Origin of the sequence: Caballeronia sp. LZ001, assembly GCF_031450875.1 — a bacterium.
Taxonomy (GTDB): domain Bacteria; phylum Pseudomonadota; class Gammaproteobacteria; order Burkholderiales; family Burkholderiaceae; genus Caballeronia.
Map to the genome: position 1 here is coordinate 1,938,580 of NZ_JARTVX010000004.1, position 19,026 is coordinate 1,957,605.

Annotated in this window: 16 protein-coding genes and 3 pseudogenes; 12 read left to right on the top strand and 7 right to left on the bottom strand. The window is 55.1% G+C overall.

The features are described 5' to 3' along the window. Positions 1 to 279: 279 nt before the first annotated feature. Together P9292_RS19825 and P9292_RS19830 are read left to right on the top strand one after the other, a co-directional pair. A complete protein-coding gene (locus P9292_RS19825) occupies positions 280 to 1,512 on the top strand; it encodes a hypothetical protein (protein ID WP_309960910.1) in 1,233 nt (410 codons plus the stop codon). A 413-nt stretch (positions 1,513 to 1,925) separates the two neighbouring features. Then, the gene (locus P9292_RS19830; RefSeq protein WP_309849317.1) at positions 1,926 to 2,321 is read left to right on the top strand and encodes a hypothetical protein; all 396 of its coding nucleotides are present in this window, start codon (positions 1,926 to 1,928) and stop codon (positions 2,319 to 2,321) included. Positions 2,322 to 2,420: 99 nt separating this feature from the next. Here the strand turns inward: P9292_RS19830 and P9292_RS19835 are convergent, their stop codons facing one another. Further along, complete coding sequence (locus P9292_RS19835; protein WP_309849314.1) at positions 2,421 to 2,681, bottom strand: YfbU family protein; 261 nt, start codon at positions 2,679 to 2,681, stop codon at positions 2,421 to 2,423. Between the two features lie 86 nt (positions 2,682 to 2,767). Between P9292_RS19835 and P9292_RS19840 the strand changes: the two genes are divergently transcribed. The 7 genes and pseudogenes from P9292_RS19840 to P9292_RS19870 all read left to right on the top strand — a co-directional run bounded on the left by P9292_RS19840 (position 2,768) and on the right by P9292_RS19870 (position 8,923). Continuing rightward, the gene (locus P9292_RS19840; protein WP_309849312.1) at positions 2,768 to 3,700 is read left to right on the top strand and encodes a hypothetical protein; all 933 of its coding nucleotides are present in this window, start codon (positions 2,768 to 2,770) and stop codon (positions 3,698 to 3,700) included. A gap of 8 nt (positions 3,701 to 3,708) precedes the next feature. Then, the gene (locus tag P9292_RS19845; protein ID WP_309849309.1) at positions 3,709 to 4,326 is read left to right on the top strand and encodes a hypothetical protein; all 618 of its coding nucleotides are present in this window, start codon (positions 3,709 to 3,711) and stop codon (positions 4,324 to 4,326) included. Next, the gene (locus P9292_RS19850) at positions 4,323 to 5,258 is read left to right on the top strand and encodes an ATP-grasp domain-containing protein (protein WP_309849306.1); all 936 of its coding nucleotides are present in this window, start codon (positions 4,323 to 4,325) and stop codon (positions 5,256 to 5,258) included. Before P9292_RS19845 ends, P9292_RS19850 begins: the two co-directional genes overlap by 4 nt. Positions 5,259 to 5,267: 9 nt before the next feature. After that, positions 5,268 to 6,089, top strand: coding sequence for an aspartate/glutamate racemase family protein (locus P9292_RS19855; protein WP_309849304.1), 822 nt, complete (start codon positions 5,268 to 5,270; stop codon positions 6,087 to 6,089). An 83-nt stretch (positions 6,090 to 6,172) separates the two neighbouring features. Further along, positions 6,173 to 7,459: an MATE family efflux transporter gene (locus tag P9292_RS19860; RefSeq protein ID WP_309960912.1), complete on the top strand. Its 1,287-nt coding sequence runs from the start codon at positions 6,173 to 6,175 to the stop codon at positions 7,457 to 7,459. A 534-nt stretch (positions 7,460 to 7,993) separates the two neighbouring features. Further along, a pseudogene (locus P9292_RS19865) lies at positions 7,994 to 8,222 on the top strand (transposase); the annotation flags it as partial. A gap of 281 nt (positions 8,223 to 8,503) precedes the next feature. Further along, positions 8,504 to 8,923, top strand: a complete 420-nt coding sequence (locus tag P9292_RS19870) for a hypothetical protein (protein WP_309964094.1) — start codon at positions 8,504 to 8,506, stop codon at positions 8,921 to 8,923. Here P9292_RS19870 and P9292_RS19875 read toward each other — a convergent pair. From P9292_RS19875 to P9292_RS43210, 4 genes and pseudogenes are all read right to left on the bottom strand, one after another. Continuing rightward, on the bottom strand, positions 8,825 to 9,679 hold the full coding sequence (locus tag P9292_RS19875; protein WP_309849300.1) for a hypothetical protein: 855 nt from the start codon (positions 9,677 to 9,679) through the stop codon (positions 8,825 to 8,827). The genes P9292_RS19870 and P9292_RS19875 overlap by 99 nt on opposite strands. Positions 9,680 to 9,709: 30 nt before the next feature. Then, a pseudogene (locus tag P9292_RS43205) lies at positions 9,710 to 9,937 on the bottom strand (RHS repeat-associated core domain-containing protein); the annotation flags it as partial. Positions 9,938 to 10,203: 266 nt separating this feature from the next. Further along, on the bottom strand, positions 10,204 to 10,785 hold the full coding sequence (locus P9292_RS19880) for a lysis system i-spanin subunit Rz (protein WP_309849298.1): 582 nt from the start codon (positions 10,783 to 10,785) through the stop codon (positions 10,204 to 10,206). After that, the gene (locus P9292_RS43210; RefSeq protein WP_404989442.1) at positions 10,761 to 11,048 is read right to left on the bottom strand and encodes a pentapeptide repeat-containing protein; all 288 of its coding nucleotides are present in this window, start codon (positions 11,046 to 11,048) and stop codon (positions 10,761 to 10,763) included. The genes P9292_RS19880 and P9292_RS43210 overlap by 25 nt, the downstream gene beginning before the upstream one ends. A 281-nt stretch (positions 11,049 to 11,329) precedes the next feature. On the opposite strand from P9292_RS43210, the gene tnpA reads away from it, so the two are divergent. The 3 genes and pseudogenes from tnpA to tnpC form a co-directional block, all read left to right on the top strand. Then, positions 11,330 to 11,725, top strand: a complete 396-nt coding sequence (tnpA, locus tag P9292_RS19885) for an IS66-like element accessory protein TnpA (RefSeq protein WP_404989424.1) — start codon at positions 11,330 to 11,332, stop codon at positions 11,723 to 11,725. Further along, complete coding sequence (tnpB, locus tag P9292_RS19890; RefSeq protein ID WP_309849296.1) at positions 11,722 to 12,069, top strand: IS66 family insertion sequence element accessory protein TnpB; 348 nt, start codon at positions 11,722 to 11,724, stop codon at positions 12,067 to 12,069. The genes tnpA and tnpB overlap by 4 nt, the downstream gene beginning before the upstream one ends. A 51-nt stretch (positions 12,070 to 12,120) precedes the next feature. Then, positions 12,121 to 13,532 (top strand): annotated as a pseudogene (gene tnpC, locus P9292_RS19895) (IS66 family transposase); the annotation flags it as partial. A gap of 433 nt (positions 13,533 to 13,965) precedes the next feature. On the opposite strand, the gene P9292_RS19900 reads toward tnpC, so the two are convergent. Both P9292_RS19900 and P9292_RS19905 read right to left on the bottom strand, forming a co-directional pair. Further along, positions 13,966 to 15,114 carry an RHS repeat-associated core domain-containing protein gene (locus P9292_RS19900; protein ID WP_309960915.1) on the bottom strand — a complete coding sequence of 383 codons (1,149 nt, stop codon included), beginning with the start codon at positions 15,112 to 15,114 and terminating at the stop codon, positions 13,966 to 13,968. After that, positions 15,035 to 19,021: a hypothetical protein gene (locus tag P9292_RS19905; RefSeq protein WP_309849293.1), complete on the bottom strand. Its 3,987-nt coding sequence runs from the start codon at positions 19,019 to 19,021 to the stop codon at positions 15,035 to 15,037. The genes P9292_RS19900 and P9292_RS19905 overlap by 80 nt, the downstream gene beginning before the upstream one ends. Positions 19,022 to 19,026: the final 5 nt, after the last annotated feature.

Here is a 19,026-nt window from a genome sequence, read left to right on the forward strand (position 1 = left end):
TCGTTCCGACTATGCTAAGTCAGGTCATCGCCAGCGTCCCAGCGCGCGCCAGAAAGCAATCGCGCATCCGACCGTTCGGTATATTTCCGACTCCAAACGAATTCATGCTGCTCGACGGACACGAGCACGCCTCTCCTTTTGTCCGCGCAATTCAGCAAGACCAGACGCCGCACGCGACGTCGATGAAAGCCACGGCCGTACACACATGTCACGACACAGATGCGCGATCGGACCGTGGCGCATACGAGGAACACATCAAGCTCATCCATGGAGGCGGCAATGAAACCAGCTTTCCCGGTCTCAAGCGAGACACGGCACGCAAGAGCGGTATTCGCGTCGAAGATTCTTCGTTCATTATTTTTGGGTGCGGCCGTCGCGGGCGGCATGTTCACGACGCATTGGGCGCAAGCCGATGACTCGTTCTCGCGAGGAGGCGGCAACAGAAGTGAGAGCATCTTCGTCGGCGATATCGGCGACCCGAATGACACGAACGACGACACCATCAAGCAGGTCGACCTCCGTACCGGAGCCGTGCGCGTTTTCGCATCTTCTACCTTCGGTGGCGAGTTGAACGGCGTCATGGGCATCATCTTCAACGACGCCTCCTTGATCGCAAGCATTCAAAACTTCAGCATCGATCCTACGGCGAGCGGCGACGTCATCAAGCTGAATGGGCGCACGGGCATGTTCGAGCAGTACCTCGTGAATCCAAAATCGCGAAACGTACCTTATGCGCCGCAAGGCATCGTTTTCGGCGGCGGCACGCGCGACTGGCATTACGGTTATCAGCCGGACCATTACTACGTCGCGAACGTCATCAAGAGCGGGCAAACCTGCACGAAGGTGGACGAAGGCGATGTGCGGGAATACAGCGAATCGGGCGCGTTCGTTCGCACGCTGGACCGTGTCGGATTCTCGGCGGGTTTCTATCCGCGTGGCGTCGTGTTCGGGCCGGACGGCATGCTGTATGTCGCGGCGCACGGCTGTCCGGCGGTGGCGCCGACGGACCCCTTATCGCTGCTCGCGTACATCCTTCGCTTCAATCCCTACACCCATAAACTGGACAAGGTAATTGCGACCAATGCATCGGTGCAAAGTCAGGGCTTGAAGTTCGGATTCCATCGGCCAGAAGGCTTGGTGTTCGACGACAAGGGCTACCTTTGGGTCACGAGTTTTCGCGATACCACCAGCAGCACTGATCCGCTGGATAAGAACAACGTCGACCGCATTCTGAAGTTCGACGTGAGGAGCGGGAAAGTCGTCGACTCCTTGCCGCTATCCGACTTCGATAAACCGCGAGCATCCGCGCAGGCACTGATCTTCGGTCCCGAAGGAAAGCTGTACATTCCGATCTCTGGGAGCGCAGCGGAGACGACAGGCGAATTGCGCCGATGCGACACGCGCACGAAGAAATGCGACGTCGTCGTTCCGGTTGGCGGAGGCCTCGTCGATCCGTGGTTTGCGGTCTTCAGAAACAGCGATCCGGCGACGTTGTCGTACGAGCGTCGCTAACGGCACGCAAAGAGGCGCGAGGAAAGGCATTGGCGGAAGGCAGCCGACTCTATCTATCGGCTGAATGCGTTGCTAGGTAAGGATCCCACGGAGACACCAATCGGCTACCCCCATTGCTACCCACAGTTGCTACTGTGCGGCAGCGAGAACGTACGAGAGCCTCGCCTGGGGGACAACCGACCTTGCTGACGCTCCGCGCTATACTGTACATCGATACAGTATCTCGAAGTTGGCGAGAATTGGCGGAGACGTCGATGTGGTGCCCGCTCTGCGCGGCGGCTCGAGCGCGACGAGTTCCAGCCGGCGGTGGGCGACATGCCGAACCGGTGGATGTGCGGCGATTGTAATTGCGCGGTCAACGAACACGACGACGAGTACGAGCAGCCCGACTGGATCGAACGCGCCGAAGTGTCGTGAAGCCGCTGGCGCCGAACCCGCCCACCCTCGACGAGCTTCGGCAACTGTGGTTGAGACGGACGCCCGAGATCGAAGACCTACGCCGCCTGATCCCGGAAGTGCAACACGCGCGCATTCGGCTCGACGAAGTGCGAGCGCTGTTGGCCGAGCACGATAAGAAGCTGCGGCACCTCGGCCTCGACGATCTGCGCGAGAAGCACTCGCCTTTCCAGAGAGCCGAGCGACTGGCCCTGCGGGAGACCGAACGCATCGGGACAATCGACGACGCGCCGAAACGTCCTGAGCCCGGCGCGCACGCTACTCCAGACACCCTGCGCAACCTAAAGCGCGGTTACTTCCGGCAGTGCAGATGCCTGTCTAGCGAACGAACCGCGCCTTCATCACTTCGATGATCTGATCGGCGGTCATTATGCCGATGTGGCGATTCTTGCGAATTGGCAGGGAGACCCGGAGCATTCTTTTGTAGCTGGGGACGGACTCGCTATGAGAGTTCAACTCACGCCGGCGAACTGCTGAAACCGTCCAAGATCGGGGACCAAGAACGGGGCAACCGAGTAATGATCCCCGTTGTTGCTATCAAACCCGGCAAATTCGACGGTGTCACCGTAGACGACCCCGTCTTTCGCCACCTTCTCCTTATCTGCCGGCGGCAACTTCTCAAAGGCCGCCTCCAGAAACGACCAAATGTCCAGAATGTCAACAACCTCCTTCAAGACAGCTAAATTCTCGGCGGGGTGACGCTTACATCGCACACAAAACGCACTTTCGTATCCGTCCGATTACGCTAAGACTTAACGGTTGCTAAACTGATTTCCAGTTGCTACCCAAAATTTAAACTATGCTTATAAATCTCATAACTGGAGGCCCAGGCCCCGAACGAGAAGGCTCATTAGCGTCCGGGCGAGATGTCAAGCGCGCGCTGGAATCGCTCGGGCACAAAGTAGTGGTTTTTGACCTTGTATCCCCGAAATTTTTGACGGAAGTCCACGACTGCGATGTCGCATTCCTTACCACCCATGGGTGGTTCGGTGAGGACGGTAAGCTTCAAGGTGCGCTTGATATTCTAGGTATTCCTTATCTCGGTTCGGGGTCTTTAGCCAGTGCTACCGCAATGTATAAGCCAGCAACTCTGCGATTGGCGCATCTGCTGGGCATCCCTCACCCTAGGTGGAGACTTCTAGAAGCGGGCCCCGTTAAGTCCGAGACGACTGGCGAAATTTATGATGAGCTTGAACCATGCATCTTCATCAAGCCCGCTTCTGGCGGTGGGAGCATTGGTGCTGGCATCGCGCAAAGCGCTGCTAAATTGGCATCCATGATCGCGACCACCCAGCGCGATCAGCCCTGTGTCGTGTCTGAGTACATACGCGGAACAGATGTGACAGTAGGTATTCTCGAAATAAACGGCGAACTATGCTGCTTGCCACCATTAGCCACGTATTACGACGCACCTTTCTACGACTATGATGTGAAGCACACTACACACTTACGACGTCATGAGTGCCCGGCGGCGATTCCTCGCGAGACGGCCAAAAGGTTAGAGCATCATTCTCGAAAGTTGTTCCAGATGCTTCTGTGTCGCGGCTTTGCTCGCTTCGACTACATCGTAGATCGGCAGGGGCGTGAATGGTTCCTTGAAGCTAATACGCTTCCCGGTCTTTCTGAGGCTGGCAACTTTGCAACGATGGCAGCGAGTTACGGAATGTCATATTCACAGCTGATAGACACAATGCTGGAGACGTCAAGCGCTGCTCTTTCCTATCAGCCTTAGAAATCATCATGGTTTCTCTCAATGATGTCCGCTATTTTAGTCAATGGGCTGACCCCTTGTATAACAGAAGAATCATTGAAGGAGAGGACCCATGTTTCGATCCTACCTGGTCTGCATCCGGATTTGCTGACGCGGACGATTACCGTTTCTGGGCTCGACGACTGTGCGGTATTGCTTGTCTTAAATCGATTTTGTCTGCCTATCGCGTGCATGTGCCTACTACGTTTCAGTTGTTAGAGCTGGCTCTTGAGTCGGGTTCATATCGAAAACGAGGCGACGGGACGGTGGAAGGCCTGCTCTACGAACCATTCGTGCAGATGATCGACAGTCAATTCGGTCTAAGCGGCAAAATAGTCGTCGACACGCCCGCATCACGAATTGCAACGGTTCTACCTTCGGACGGTTTCGTTATATGGTCAGTGAGCAGTGAAATACGGTCGCCGCATCTGCCCAATCAACGTACCGGTGGTCATCTGATACTTGTTATGGCCGCTGATCGCGATGCCTGTATTTTTCATAACCCTTCAGGTATCGAACCCTACCAAAGCTGGGTCAAACTCGATTACGAAACCCTTTACCGATTTTCGGCCGGACGCGGTATGGCCATCTCCAGGAAGCCTTTATGAAAGTAGCAATTATCGTTGGCTCTGGCACCCCCGAGGCAAGCGATATCATGAGCTCGGCGCGACTCATCGAAACTACGCTGTGTCAGCTCGACCACAGCACAACAATTATCCATTGGCATCCAACGTTAAGCGATGCTCCGCAATGCCTCGCAGAGCTATGCTCATGCCAAGCGGCATTTCCGCTGATCTCCGGTATCGAGGGCCTCTTAGAAGCGATCGGTATTCCGTATATTGGGTCCGACTCTACCGCGGCAGGTATCGCGGCGAATAAAGGGATTCTCAATGATCTTCTTGTCGTCTGGGGTTTCGGGAAAACCAGGTATGCGCGTCTACTCGGAAGCGAATCATTTAGCGCTCAAAGCATTGAACATCTTAAGTACCCACTATTTGTAAAACCTGCGCGGCTAGGCGCGTCCCTCGGTATCGAGAAGGTCGAAGACTCGACAGAGATTTTATCGGTCATCGCGCGCGTAAGAGAGTTTGATTCGGAGCTTGTCATTGAAGAAGCCGTCGTCGGGCACGAGGCAGAGGTAGCAGTCATTGCGGGTGCCACCGAAGTCATTGCGAGCCAGCCAGGAATTGTAAAGCTCCCGCCTGAGGTACGCTGGCACACGTACGCCGCAAAGGATCTCTCCCGAATAATTGTGCCCAGCGACCTTTCCGCTGAAGTATGTGAGCAGTTGCAAGCTCTCGCCCGCGAACTCACTCGCCGACTGGGGGCGAGTGGCGCTTTGCGATTAGATTTTTTCGTGACAGCCGACAATACCATTCTTGTTGGCGAAATTAATTGCCTTCCCGGGCAGGGCCGAGAAAGCAACTTCCCGCGATTATTCGAAGAGAGCGGAATTAACCGACAAGAGCAAATGCACCGTTTGCTCTGCTCGGCTTTCGAGAGCGCTAACTACGGAAATAGAAATAAAACAAAGTTTTAAGAAAAAGATATGAGTCAACGCGGCATGAACTGCGGGCAACCGCTGTCAATCATCTTTTACGACTCCGGACTTGGGGGACTAAACGTCATCGATCTTTTAGGAATAAGTGCAAAAAAAATTAAAAAAATATTTGTAGCAGATAATGCGGTGTTCCCGATCGGCCGCTTTACTGAAGCCCAAGTGCGCGACCGTTGCATTTCAACGTTGTTGCCGCTGCAATCTAAGTACAACGCAGATTTCATAGTCATTGCCTGTAATACTGCCGCGACAGCATGTCTATCAGAAATGCGGAAATTGAGTCCGGTGCCAGTCTATGGTGTGATTCCCGATCTCGGACCTGCAGTGGTTAGATCGCATACCAAGAACATAGCACTAATAGCTACTCCATCGACGCTGCAAAGAGATTTCATAAGGAAGTCCATCCATGAACATAGGAAGCACGCCAATGTTATCTGTCATGCATCGATCGGTCTTGTCGCATCATCTCAGGAAAAAATGCTTACTGGATTTATCAGTGAATCGGCTATTGCACATCAAATGTCTTCGCTCATGAACAATTCGGCGGCTCAACTTATCGACACCGTGGTTCTTGCATGCACGCATTTCTGGGCCATACGTCATGAAATATGTCGTCTCCTAAGATTGGAGACGTCGGCGGTCTATGATCCCGCTATGGCCGTGGCGGACGAACTCTTGCAGCTGCTCGCACCGCTGCCAAGCGTAGAGCCGCGTGATCAGCCAACGCCATATCTAATATTGACCGGAAACCATGACCGCCATCGATTGGAAGCGGCATTCCATTCGCGAGGATATCGAATTACTGAAGTATGAGATTATTAGCTCAAAGGCGGAGAATAAGCGCGTCACCGCGGCTAGCAGCGCTATGGTTATACCTAAACGTATGGCTTGGACAATTGCTTTTGATTAGTTATGCATTACTAGACTCGCTTGTCGTTGGACATGTGGCTCCGCTCGATCTAGGTGCCTTAACGCTTGGAAATTCCCTCTATGTTCCAATTATGGTCACATCGACTGCTGTGTTGTCTGGGACGACTTTCTTGATTGCACGAGAGCATCGGGCGACCAGTGATAGCCTGGGCGCACTCGTTGCACGATCATTTGTGATCGCGATCGTACTTGGGGCCTTTGATATCGCCATACTACAGATGGCTGCCCATGCAAGCATCTGGCGAGGAGCGCCTTTACACTTGCAGGTTAGCGCAAGTATGTATTTGAATTGGCTTTCTATCGGCGTGTTGCCCTCAATGTTGTTCCGCGTTACTGCTGCGATATGCCATGGAGCGCTTCTCTCTCGATACGGCACAGCGCTTCAGGCGCTCGGCTTAGTCACGAAGTGCATCATTTTGCGCGAGTTGATCAAGCTACCTGATAGGCTTACCGTGATCGATGCTTGCGGAATATCAACCGCGGGCAGCTTTCTCCTCATTGGCTTACTGGGTGTAGTCTTGCTTCACAGACGATCGCGGTTTCATAGCTATCGACCAAGATGGATAAAGGAATTACTCCGTTTGCGAAGCTATGCACTTTTCCTTCGCAGCGGCATCCCATTCGGCCTTTCAGCGTTCGCAGAACTCTCTGCGTTTGCTTTCATTTCTGGGGAAATTAGCCATCGTGGAGCTGTAGCGCTTGCGGCACATCAGATTGCTAGCAACGTTATGAACGTCGGATACTCATTCATATCGGCGTTCGCTATCGTGACCTCGGTCTACATTAGTCGGTCACGTCGTGTCGCAATAGCGGCAATGTTAGATGATCGGATCGTTCATGCACTGTTTCTATCTGCAGGCCTGGGATTGATTTTGATGGCGTTATGCCTAGCCGTGCGGCCTGTTATCGTATCTTCCTATACGTCGGTGGTCACTGTTTCGGCGATAGGGAATCGAGTGCTTCCAATTGTGGCATGCGTCTTTTTGTTCGATTCGTTACAGTCGACCGCGGCGTCGATACTTCGCGCAAATGGATTTAACCTGCTTCCAACTTGCATACAAATTTTCGGTCTATGGCTCTGCGGTGTCTTTTTGGGAAGCCTATTGGTCGCTTTCCCCTCTGACATCCAGCCGTCGTCATCAAGTGTGGTCTTTCTTTATTGGTTCTCGATTGCCATCGGAATGCTGCTGACGGCGGCTGTACTTTGTCGGCTTGCGATCACACGGCTACGTCAAACCGACTGTCGTCGATAACGACAAGTGCGGACAGAAGCCTAAGCAAGAGTGGCGGACTCAGAGTTCTGGCATGCGCGCAGGTGGAACGGCCCCTGCCCGCGACAACAAGGCGTAGACGGTGTGTTTGTTCTTCGAATGATATGGGATCGCACGTTCTTGTTGCTGCTTCGTCGCAGCCCCTTTAGGCGCTTTACGTCGAACACCGTCTAGGCCCATTTCGCATTCCAGTTAAAGTGGTCGCCTCCTAGAGGCCGTACTTGCGGCACAGTTCCGCTGTGCTTCAAGTCTGCCTCGCCTTCCTAGAGAACACCAATAATCTGTTCGGTGAATCGCTTTTTCATGACCGCTCGTTAATGCAAAGGACTCGACATCTTTAGCGTCCTAACCTCGGGGAGCAGATCACCCGACTTTCCCATGCCGAGTTTGGGTGCGAAAACTCGCAAAACGCACAAGGCGTCGGCGGCGCATGATCGATGCGCCGGTATAACTGCACTAACGTCAATGAAACGAAATCAACGAGTCAAGAACTAAAGCGGTCTATGTAGTGATGGCAGCTATACACGCAATCGGTGGCATTACTTGCAACGCTACGTCGATGATGGCAGCTTATCCATTGACAACAATCTGCTCGAGCGCGACATGCAGCATGATGCTGACGTTTCGTGTATGCGTTTCGCTACGCGTGCTGACGAAGCTTCCGCAACGCGCAGCGGATCACGATGTCCGTAACCTGCTCCTATTCAACTTCGTGAAGTCGAACGACGCATTCGCGTCAACGTGATCGAGCACAGATCATCAAGTGGTCCGCGTGGTGCGTGTTAATCTGCGCTTACGGTGTTTCAATGGCAGGGCTCGATAAGCCTATGTTTAGATTGCGCGTCGTAGCGACGCTTGCAGGAGCATCCGACGTGGGCCACCGCAAGAAGCGCCGTATCTGAGCGAGGCTGAGTTATATGATGTGTCCACAGAATATCAGTGGACGCAGCTTGCCTTGTTCTCAACCCAGACGCTATGTTTACGTAAATTCGCGCTTACCGTCGATCACGGGGGAAGTCTGATCCGATCGATGCGGAAAATGCAGCGCATGCGGTTTTCGCCGGAAAAGCAACCGCGCTTCCCAAAGAGCGATCTGGCGCAGCCGAAGCGATGCGAGCCGTTTGCGTTGTTCATCGCAGTGCCATCAAGGCCTGGACTCAGGCCATCAACCAGTTGCGGAGCTTGCTGGTGAGCGCGCCGCAGGACATCCGCGAACGTCTTCTGAATACGAAGAAAGCTGAGCGCGTTGCCAGCTGCAAGCGGCTGCGCTCTCTGGGTGACACGGTGATGTTGCAAGCGCTGACATCGTTGTTGATTGCTTCGGAACAGCCGCCCGCGGTGTCAAGCTTAAGGCATCGGAAATCGGCTGGCCTCCGCCTGATTCCATACCCTTCCTCCGCTATCAAATCGCACAGGATGGTAGAACCCATTTGCCTTGTTCATTAAGAAAGAGAATTCAGCGTTGTTGAAAATTGCGATCCTTCTCGTTAAGTTGTAATGGGGCCACAAGGTCAGTCCAATATCCCCCTTGAATAAACTGACCATAGCCATCGGTAGATAACCGATTGTCGTACTGACACAACCCTCATACGCTTTTACAGGCTTACGGATTATTCGCGCGAATTGCGCGGCAAAGGAATGCTCGCCGCCATTTGCTCCGTGGCAAGTAATAAGACGTACCGTGCTAAAGCGGTTCAGAGAAAAACGCTCATATAGGAAATTTGCTAACCCGAGAGGTGATGCGGCATATTCGTGGGTCACATCTAAATAGAGGGTGTCGGCGACAATACGCGAGTGACCAATAACATTGAGTCGGGCCTCCCCCTTGTATGTATCTTCAAAGATATAACTTGAAGGGCCGACTCCTTTTAGTCGCATGGGACCGCCCCAAGTGATTGACGCGTTGCGGTACCGGGTCTTCGGACCACTCAATTTTGCAGCTCTGATGCCACCGGATAACAAGCCGATCCCGGCTGCCGCAAGCGACACCCAATCTAAAACGCCCGAAGCTTTCAGATCGCAATCTTCGACAGCGCCGCTCGCGATCGCAGCTGCATCTGCAACAATACCAGCGGTCCCAACTGCAAGCGACACTGCGGACGCGCTTTCTATCGCGGCCAAGATACCACCCGCAGCCGCGATTGATGCGCCTGCTGTAAAGCCCGCCAGTCCCAATCCCGCGAAGCCCAAGCCGATACCCATCCACGCCTGCCAACTAAGATGCCCGGAGGGATCCAGCCTGTTAATGGGGTCGCCCGCGCAATATGCGTAGGGATTAATGCCGCCCGCTCCAAACGGGCTCAAGCTATCCGGGCATCGGAAGCGCATTAATGCGGGACTGTACGCTCTGTACCCGTTACCCAGGTGGTAGGCGTTGCTAAATGCATCGTGCCGCTCCCCGCCGAATGCCGGGAGTTTTCTGTCTGCATTCCGTGTGCTGCCTGATGCCGTTTGATCCATATGAAATCTCGAATGTCTGCGCCTCGTCTGACGTGACAACAACGTCGTGTAGGTCGTTCAAAAGCAAAGCCGTGTTGTCCTTTTCCGTGACGTGCAATTTTGTGCGCGAACAGTGTCGTCGAGCAAGCGTCCCTCCGGAACGACCGAACACCGAATTCGCCAATACAACCTGAATTGGTTAGTTATTCGCTAGAACCTGACCCGTCGTTCAGCGCCCCGGCGGATCGACGCATTATTGACGGAGGAATACCGAATATCCCGCCTCGCTAATCAAATTCTTTGGCCGCGTTACTAGACGGCTCGCCTCCGGTGATCAGACCTCGCCGTTGCAGCATGAGCACGTAGTGCTGCAAGTAAGTTGCCTTCATTCGGGCGTTGCCATCAGCATCGTCAACTATTGCAAAAAGATCTCTTCCAATCTCTGGTGGTAGCTCGGCGTAGCGACGGGCTCCATCGCCCACGCGGCCGGTGGCGGGGCTTGGATTTGCGGCACCGCTATGGTTTGCGGAGGCATTGGCGGTTGCGATGCGCAACCGACGAGAGCCGTCAGCAATAGCAGCGCGACTTTTCGCGTTATCAGCTTCATGAGATGCAACCTCCTTAAAGAATCGTTTGTCGAGCTTTGCGATTTGCGCGGCCGCTGCGTTATGCGAGGCGATCGCCCCGCTTGCGGCCTTTTCCGTAGCATCAGATAGCGCGCTAAGCTTTTGCGCATTCGCTTCGTTATCGCGTGCATGCGCAGCCTGCTCGAGAACGAGTTGAGGACCGTCGAATGCATGCATTGCCGTCGCACCGATTGCGACGCCAAAGACCAAAAGGAGAGTTATGCCGCCGAAAGTTGAGGACACGAGTAGTCCGCTCCATACAAGTTGGCACCGGTCAGATCCGCACCGCTCAAGACAGCCCCAGCCATCTTTGCCTTAACTAGACTCGCGCCAGACAAGCGCACACCGCTAAGCTGCGCATCTTGGAGATTCGACTCATCCAGACATGCGCATCGCAAGTCCGCCTTCTCAAGATTAACCTGCTCAAGGATCGCGCCCGTTAGATTGGCATCGGCGAGTAGCGCTTTCGGCAGCCGCGCCCGCGCGAGCGGCGCGCCACTATTCAACCTGTCCGGCTCTAGCCCAATGTGACTGAGGTCGCGCGCGCTTGCGACCGCATTCAGGCCACACGCCCACTTGAGTCGCAGGACTTCCTTCAAGTTGCGCATGCTCATCCGAGGTGTCGGCATCAGCGCTTCCCCCGCAAGAAAGGGAGCAGGTTAACGCCGCCGGTGAATACATGCGCAACGCACCGCTGTAACCGTCCGACCCTGACCGTATAGACGGCTGATGAAGGCGAAGCCATGCTTTCCCGGGGCACAGATGTGACTGTGTCCATAAGGGAATCATGGACACAGTGACTGAATTCACCGAAGTTAAAGGCGCCCGGAAATATCACCGGCGTACCGTGGACGAGAAACGCCGGATCGTCGAAGAGACGTTATCCGGTAAACGTTCGGTGGCGGAGATTGCACGCCGTCACGAAGTGAACGCGAATCAGCTGTTTGACTGGCGCAAGCAGTATCTGGAGGGACGCCTTGGTGTGAACGATCGCGAATGCGCCTTGCTGCCGATCACTTTGAATGAGGCCAGCGACAGCGGCGCGGCCGAACAGGCCGCTTCTACGCCTTTGACACAGGCGCTCGGCACGATCCGGATCCAGTTGCCACGAGGCGAGGTACACGTGGAAGGGAGCGTCGATCCCGACGCGCTGCGCGTTGTGATCCAGTGCCTTAGCCGATGATTGGTCCGCTGACAAACACGCGCATCTGGGTTGCCGCCGGATTTACGGATATGCGCTGCGGCTTCGACGGCCTGGCCGCGAAGGTGCAGACTGTGCTGGCGAAGGATCCATTCTCTGGTCACATCTTCGTGTTCAGGGGCAAACGTGGCGACCTCATCAAATGCTTGTACTGGCGCGACGGCGGCCTATGCCTTTTCGCCAAACGCCTGGAGCACGGGCGCTTTGCGTGGCCTCGTGCTGACGGCGGTGTTGTTTCGCTGACCAGCGCTCAACTTGGCCTCCTACTTGAAGGTTTCGACTGGCGACAGCCCGTCGATGCAGCGCGACCCTCCAGCGCTTTGTAAACGTATGTGACAACGCACGCATGGGGCAATGCACGCGCGTAAACTGCGTGCATGGCATCCAGCGACGCTATCCTTCCGGACGATATCGAGGCTTTGAAGGCGCTCCTGATCGAGCGCGAGGCGGCGTTACGTGAGCACGAAGGCGAGCTTACGGATCTGCGCGACACTGTAACGATGCTCCGGAAGACACTCTCCGACCGGGCGCTCGAGATCGAGCACCTGAAGCTGTGGATTGCGAAGCTGCAGCGCCTGCAGTTCGGGCGCAAGTCGGAGAAGATTGATCGTCAGATCGAGCAACTCGAATTGCGTCTCGAAGATTTGCAGGCCGACGATGGCGCGGCAACGGTCGACGCACCAACAAGGCCTCGCTCTGAGACCGGCAAGTCGACGGGACGCAAGCCGCTTCCGCAACATCTTCAGCGCGAAGACGTTATACATCAGCCCGAGGACGCGTGCTGTCCGCAATGCGGCGGTGCGCTTGGCGACCTCGGCGAGGACGTCTCCGAGCAACTCGACTATGTGCCGGGGCATTGGCGAGTGATTCGTCACCGCCGACTCAAGAAGGCCTGTACCTGTTGCGACTGCATCGTGCAGGCGGCTGCGCCCAGCCGGCCAATCGATCGCGGCATGCCGGGTCCGGGGTTGCTCGCGCATGTCTTGGTCGCTAAATTCTGTGACCACCTCCCCTTGTATCGACAGTCAGTGATTTACGCGCGCGACGGCGTGCAGCTCAGCCGTTCGACACTCGCGGACTGGGTCGGCCAGTGCAGTGCGTTGCTCCGGCCACTAGTAGATGTCGTTCGCCGATACGTGATGGCGCCTCGAAGATCCACGCGGATGACACCCCGGTACCGGTGCTCGAGCCCGGCAATGGCAAGACCCATACCGCACGTCTCTGGACATACGTTCGGGACGACCGGCCAGCGGGCTCCAAGGACGCGCCAGCAGTCTGGTTTGCATACAGTCCTACAAGGGCTGGAGAATATCCGCAGGCCCATCTGAAGGACTTCAGGGGAACGTTGCAGGCCGATGCGTTCGCGGGGTACAACGCGATCTACGAAAGCGGTGATGTGCGGGAGGCTGCGTGCATGGCGCATGCACGTCGCAAATTCCACGATTTGTTCGTCGCGCGCAAAAACGAAGTCAACACTGAAGCGTTGCGCCGGATCGGCGAACTGTACGCAATTGAGGCCGCAGTTCGAGGTAAGCCACCGGACGAACGAAGACGTGTCAGGCAGGAGCAGGCGCGGCCGTTACTCGATGCCTTCGAGATCTGGCTGCGCTCGACGTTGGCGACGGTTTCGCAGAAAGGCGACACCGCCAAAGCCATCAACTACGCTTTGAATCAGTGGGCAGCGCTCACGCTGTACATCGATGACGGTGCTGTGGAAATTGACAACAACGCAGCCGAACGCGCTTTACGTGCCGTCGCTCTCGGTAGAAAAGACTTCCTGCACTTCGGTGGATGCCCACCAATCGGAGCCCTCACTATCACTGACCTGAGGGTCAATAGTTTTTGCTAGTCCGTGGATGCTGATTAAAGCCGCTGCATTGTCAACACGGTGTCGATCGGACTATTACCCACCGCTAGACTTAAACCCGGATTACATTCCGGTTACGTGATTACCCGTTTCGGTCCCGTGATCGCTCATTCCGGCATTGCGATCACGCATTTCGGAAACCTGTGATCGGCGATCACGATGAACTGAAACGGGTGATCACGATCATTCGGAATCTATGATCACGATCCGTCGGAATACGTGATCACGTCCGCCGAAATACGCAGGTTAGCCCTACGCTTGGTGCGACGCTGGAGTCGCCACATGCTGGCTTCCCGCCGTCTGCAGTCGTGATCCAACTCTTTCAGCGGCGAAGGTAAGGAATACCGCGCCGTGTTTATGGGTAGAATGTTTTCGCTTCCGCGTAACTAGAACAGCAAACATCGAGAATTTCGTGACCCTCTTCGGCCTCCCCTATAAATCTGAAAGGCTCTAGTTCCTCTATGCCCTCTGAACGATTCCAGAAGGCTTCCATTATATCCCTGAACTTACCTTGGCTTAAGGGGCGGCTTAGACGCACAGTGCCTTCATAACCTTCTACTGGCCTTTGGATATCTCGTGCCAGCCGAGCCGCAAAAGAAGCACTCCCGTGCAAAGCAGTGTACCCCGCTACCAGTCGAAAGCGCGCAAACTCTGGTACCTCGAAATCTTTCGAGCTCCTCAATGCTTCAGCTAGGCCTCTTGGATTCACAAACCTCGTCCCAGACGCTTGTAGCCAGACCTTCCCTTTTACAATACGGCTCTGCGCAACAACATTCAGCCGATGCATCCGCCGGCAGAGATCGACATAAACAAACGGACTAAAAGATGGAATTATGGACGCCGTGCCATGTTCCACGAAGCAACCAGGAACAGAACTTAAGTCATGCAATTCTATTGACATTGCTCGAACTCGGCCATAGCCAGCCCGCCTCCGTATCGCGATTGCCGATGAACCTAGAAATCCAAACACCCCGGCTCCCAACGACAACCAACCTAGGACGGCTGACGCTTTCGGATGGCTATCCTCAAAAGCGCCGCTCGCGATTGCCGTAAGGTCTGCAAACACTCCCGCCGTTCCAACAGCCAGTCCCACGGCGGAAGCGCTTTCGATTGCGGCTATGACGCCGCCTGCAGCAGCGATGGAAGTGCCTGCGGTGAATGCCGCGAGCCCTAGTCCCACTACCCCCAAACCGATACCCATCCACGCCTGCCAACTGAGATGCCCGGAAGGGTCCAGCCTGTTAATGGGGTCGCCCGCGCAATATGCGTACGGATTAATGCCACCCGCTTGAAAAGGGCTCAAACTATCTGGACATGTGAAGCGCATCAAGCTGGGACTGTAGGCTCTGTACCCGTTACCAAGATGGTAAGCGCCGCTCACGGCGTCTCGACGTTCTCCGCCATAACCCGGGAGGCCCGGCGCCTCACTTCTTTTCACCATACGGGCCATATACATACTCCACATGTTCAGTTCCATTAAACGCAGCAACGACTTCATGGCCATCGCTAGTACCAGTGAGCCACGTCGTCTGCTGCGCGCCTTCGCTAACCTGAGCCAAAGTGACCGAACCCAGGCGCACAAGTCGCTGCTGCTCTGCGGCGGCGTCTGGAATCCGATTTACAAGTTTCTCTGCCCGGTAGTAGAGCATTTCGGTTTCGTCGCCCGTCTTTTGTGAGACCAACCGATCCCACGCATCGTAACCGTATTCGCTTTTTTGTTCGCCCGATTCCGTCGACACAAGTCGTCCAAGCTCGTCGTATGAGAGCTCTTGACCGCACTCGTTGAGGAGCATTCGTCCAGCATCGTCATATTCAAAGCGGAGCCGCCGAGGCCACCCATCATGCGTGTTGGCGACGCCTACAAGCAGACACGGATCCTTCTTGTCATAGTCAAAGGTCGCGATATTAGCGCCACCTTCGAACTCACTGACGCACTGCGTGATGTTGTCGAGCGCATCAAACGCGAACGTCTGCCGTGTGACCCTCTTACCGAATTCGTTCATGGGTACGTCGGCTCCGGAACAGGTATAGGTCACAAGCCGGTTACGCGCGTCATATTCATAAGCGTCCTTTCGTCGAGTCTGCCCGCCAATACTCCATGTGCGCGTGCGCACTTGATGATTGGCTTTCCACGTCTGAGCGATCGCCCATGTCTGTCCCCGACTGCTGCTAATCGTTCGCTCAATCTCACGGCCAAGCGCGTCCAACCTCAAGATCGTTGTGAGCGTATGGCATTGGGTTGACGATAGGTCTGTGGCGACCCATCTCTCTATGCGCCCGAAGACGTCGTAACTTAGGTTAACTCGTACCGCCGGATCCGCAATTGTGATCAGACGGCCGTGCTCGTCGTAATCGTACTTTTGCTGCGCGCCTGCGACGTCCGTCCAATGCATGAGTTTGCCGCCCGACGAAAAGTCGTGCACGGTGGAACGCGTCCGCCCATCGACACCGGTTTGCGCTTCGCCTTTAAGACGGCCGGACGGGTGATATTCCAGACGGGTTAGGACTGGATTTGGCGTCGCCTGAGCTTCAGTGACCGCGCCGCTTCGTCGATCGTGCTTGAAATTTTGTTCAATGCCAGGGCTGAGAATATGCCACCGCTCGCGTTTTGCGCGAACACGAGAAACTGCGTTATCGAGTTCCGGAATATACGTGTACTCTAGCGTCACCCCATCGGGTGCCGTGACCTTCGAAGGAGTCGCGGCTCCTGGATTCATATACTCATAGAACCACGAGCGAGGGCCGCATTGACTGTGCGTCACTCTACCCAGGCCGTCAAATGTTTGCTCACCCAAGGTGATACGTCGAACATCTGGCGGCTCCCCGATTTCTACGCCGATTTCTCGAACGAGCGTCTGCTCCGAAAACGATCCGTAATTTTTAAATACCACGGTTCCGTCGGCGAGCTTAATCCGACTCACGCGACTGTGTGCGTCGTATTCATAGAGCGTCATTTGGCCGAGTTCGTCGACATCCTGTCGCAGCCTCCCCCAAGCATCGTGCATGTGCTGGCGTTCGCTGTATAACGTCCGCGCCGCGCCGTCAACGAGATATAGGCACTCCTGTCGAGGTCGACCATGCACGTCGTACACGGTCTCATGGATCGCAGTTTGCGTACCATCTGTACCTTGCACATAGACTGTTTGCGTGCGGGTAACAGGATCATACTGACGTACGTGCCTCAATCCATCGCCCGTTTTTACAGTTTCAGCTTGTCCCCACTGATCGTACGCAAACCGTTCTGTTAGGTTGATGCCCGGACGGTCTGCATCATGCACGGTCCAGTCGTACGCCTCTCGCATCGCAAGCCGACCAGCGGCGTCATAGCCGCACTTACCAATTTCCACCCACCGCCTCGACGGACCATCAATATCCCATTGCCACGATTGAACGACGCGACCCAGTCCGTCAAATCTCGATTTCGTCTTGTTGCCAAGCGCATCCTCGTGTGTAGTAAATAAACCCTCATCGGTCTTCTCGTGGGCATATCGCGTGACGAGCTCATAAGTAGTGCCCGCGTTTCGGGTTTCGCACACCAGCCGGCCGAGCGCATCGTACACATAGGTCGTTCGCAGCCCTTGGTGATCTTCCTTTTCGAGAAGCCTGCCGCTTTGAAGTGACTGAATGCGTTTTTCGCAAATCTGCAAACCATCGTGTGCAACTGAGGTTACGGTTTGCGCCAATACATGCTGATCATGTGGCCGCACTGCAAAATCAAATGTCCGCCGAGTTTCGTACACATGCTGGCCTTCAGCGCTGTAATGATAGAGGGCGACCGCCTCGTTTTTTAGTCGACAGTGTTCGTCCTTACTCGGGTCGTCGACATACTCGCGCTCAATCTTCCGAATTAGTTGGCCGTCGACAAGATGCTGCTCGCTCGACTGCAACACGACTGAGGTCAAAGGAGCGCCCTTACGCGTGCGATGCGAGCAATAGGTATACCGAGTTTGGGTAACCGGTACACTCAAGGGAAGTTTGCCGGCGTTTGCCATCACGACCGGTGCATGCACCGTCACGCTCTTGAGCAGGCGCACGAAACCATTGGGTTCCCCAGGGCAAAGCTCTTCTCCATTCTGATCCTTCTCACCTCCAGCGGGATAATACGTATATTCCGTCCTAGTGCCATCGGGCCGGACATGTGTGAGCGGATTTCCCGCGTCATCGAACGTCGAGGTGATCGTCTCTGAACGGCTTTGCTCTTCGAGAGGATTCGACTCGTCTCTCCAAGTAACGATTTGCTGCATTGGAAGCAGGAAAGTTTTTGGCTGTTGCTCCAGTGGCTGACCAAGCCGCACGTTATATTTCGTATCATGGAGGGTGACACAATGTCCGCTACGAATTTCTTCCCGCGTTTGCAGATGGAAATGATTGTAAGTTCGGGTGGTGGCGGTGTGCTCCTCTCCGTCAACCATTAATTTTTCCTGGCTCCAGTATTCATACTCGGAGGCCACGCCGTACAGCGCGTCAAGTTCGGATGACCAATCGCCGCCGGACCCGCCGGCGAGATAGTTATTTTCTGAATATGCAAACTCCCGGTTGATGTCAGGCTGCCCTGCCCCCGGCATTAGAGTGTGTTTTACGACCGCAGGGAGCGCCGTCAACTGAGCTCCCTGCGGGAAATGCATCGCCTCACTAAGATAGGTCACCTCTTCAACCAAACCCGTTGAGTGCTCAATGCGATTCAGGTAACTCATCGTTTCACTGTCGGCAGACGAGCCGACTGCGTCATAGCCCAGTATCGTACGCAAATCAGCTCGTAGGATCTCCGTCAAATAATTGTTGGTGAACGAGAGAACGACTTCGAACTGATCAGGCGTGCGCGGCCATAACGTCAATGTCGAGGAAACATTGTTCTTGTATGCCACCTCCATTAAGCTCGCGCCCGTGTCATCGGTGATTGCCTCTAGCCGAGGGGACTGATTAACCTCGACCGAGCTCCATGTCCAAGTCAACCCGTGACCAGCTGGCGTGAACGTATGAAGGGGCATCTTGAGCACGTCGCCTACATCAGGACCCGCTAGGATTTCTACGGACCCGTCCTTCCAGCGAATGCGGTAGAAACGCTTACCCCCAAGAACCACACAATCAAACCGAAAGTGGTCTGTGTGTTTTTGCAGGATGACGGGATCTTCTTTGCCCGCGACCCGATACTGCTCGCCGTTTGAAAGAACGAGCACTCCCCCGTCGGAGTCAAAATGGGAGTACCCCAGAGAGAATCCGATACCATATCCGAGGTTATGGCGCTGAAGCGGGGAGTACCCTAATGTGGCTTTGAAACAGGGGCCCTGATTGTGATTTCCCGTGAGTTCACCCACGACCAGTTGTACATTGAACAGCCCGGTGCGCGGATCTACTCCACCACTCACGGCGCTACCAAAATTTTGCGCTTGTGTTGTAAAACCTGAGCTCATACGCC

Coding starts and splice junctions, on each gene's coding strand:
- P9292_RS19825 (WP_309960910.1), top strand. CDS start 280: ATGAAACCAGCTTTCCCGGTCTCAAGCGAGACACGGCACGCAAGAGCG.
- P9292_RS19840 (WP_309849312.1), top strand. CDS start 2,768: ATGCTTATAAATCTCATAACTGGAGGCCCAGGCCCCGAACGAGAAGGC.
- P9292_RS19845 (WP_309849309.1), top strand. CDS start 3,709: ATGGTTTCTCTCAATGATGTCCGCTATTTTAGTCAATGGGCTGACCCC.
- P9292_RS19850 (WP_309849306.1), top strand. CDS start 4,323: ATGAAAGTAGCAATTATCGTTGGCTCTGGCACCCCCGAGGCAAGCGAT.
- P9292_RS19855 (WP_309849304.1), top strand. CDS start 5,268: ATGAGTCAACGCGGCATGAACTGCGGGCAACCGCTGTCAATCATCTTT.
- P9292_RS19875 (WP_309849300.1), bottom strand. CDS start 9,679: ATGGGTATCGGCTTGGGCTTCGCGGGATTGGGACTGGCGGGCTTTACA.
- tnpA (WP_404989424.1), top strand. CDS start 11,330: ATGGACACAGTGACTGAATTCACCGAAGTTAAAGGCGCCCGGAAATAT.
- tnpB (WP_309849296.1), top strand. CDS start 11,722: ATGATTGGTCCGCTGACAAACACGCGCATCTGGGTTGCCGCCGGATTT.
- P9292_RS19900 (WP_309960915.1), bottom strand. CDS start 15,114: ATGGCCATGAAGTCGTTGCTGCGTTTAATGGAACTGAACATGTGGAGT.
- P9292_RS19905 (WP_309849293.1), bottom strand. CDS start 19,021: ATGAGCTCAGGTTTTACAACACAAGCGCAAAATTTTGGTAGCGCCGTG.